We start from the raw sequence: 241 nt of genomic DNA, 5'->3' as shown, positions 1-241 counted from the left end.
ATTGAATATTTAAGAAAAGCATTGAAAGAGAGAACATTAGAAGGGTTGGATAACGAAGAATTCATTGATGATATTATAAAATGGGGGAAAGAAATTCCTATAAAAATGGATTGTGGACCAATAAAAGTAGAGAATTGGTTTAGAGATGAAATTGATTGGTCTTCAGACCTTGATAAGTAATCGAGGATTATGGACTGCAAGAAAGTAGTTAGAATTGTGAATACGTAAATCAAAATTAAAT

General features: G+C 29.9%; 1 protein-coding gene. It reads left to right on the top strand.

The genetic code is table 11. The features are described from left to right. Window positions 1-180: hypothetical protein (locus SB660_RS23365; protein WP_410584952.1), on the top strand; the 180-nt coding region annotated here is incomplete at its 5' end. Window positions 181-241 lie beyond the last annotated feature (61 nt).

This window comes from Bacillus sp. SIMBA_005, from assembly GCF_046535585.1.
Classification (GTDB): domain Bacteria; phylum Bacillota; class Bacilli; order Bacillales; family Bacillaceae; genus Bacillus; species Bacillus pumilus.
Note: the sequence above shows the minus strand (reverse complement) of the source record. Positions and strands in the feature narration are given on the sequence as shown.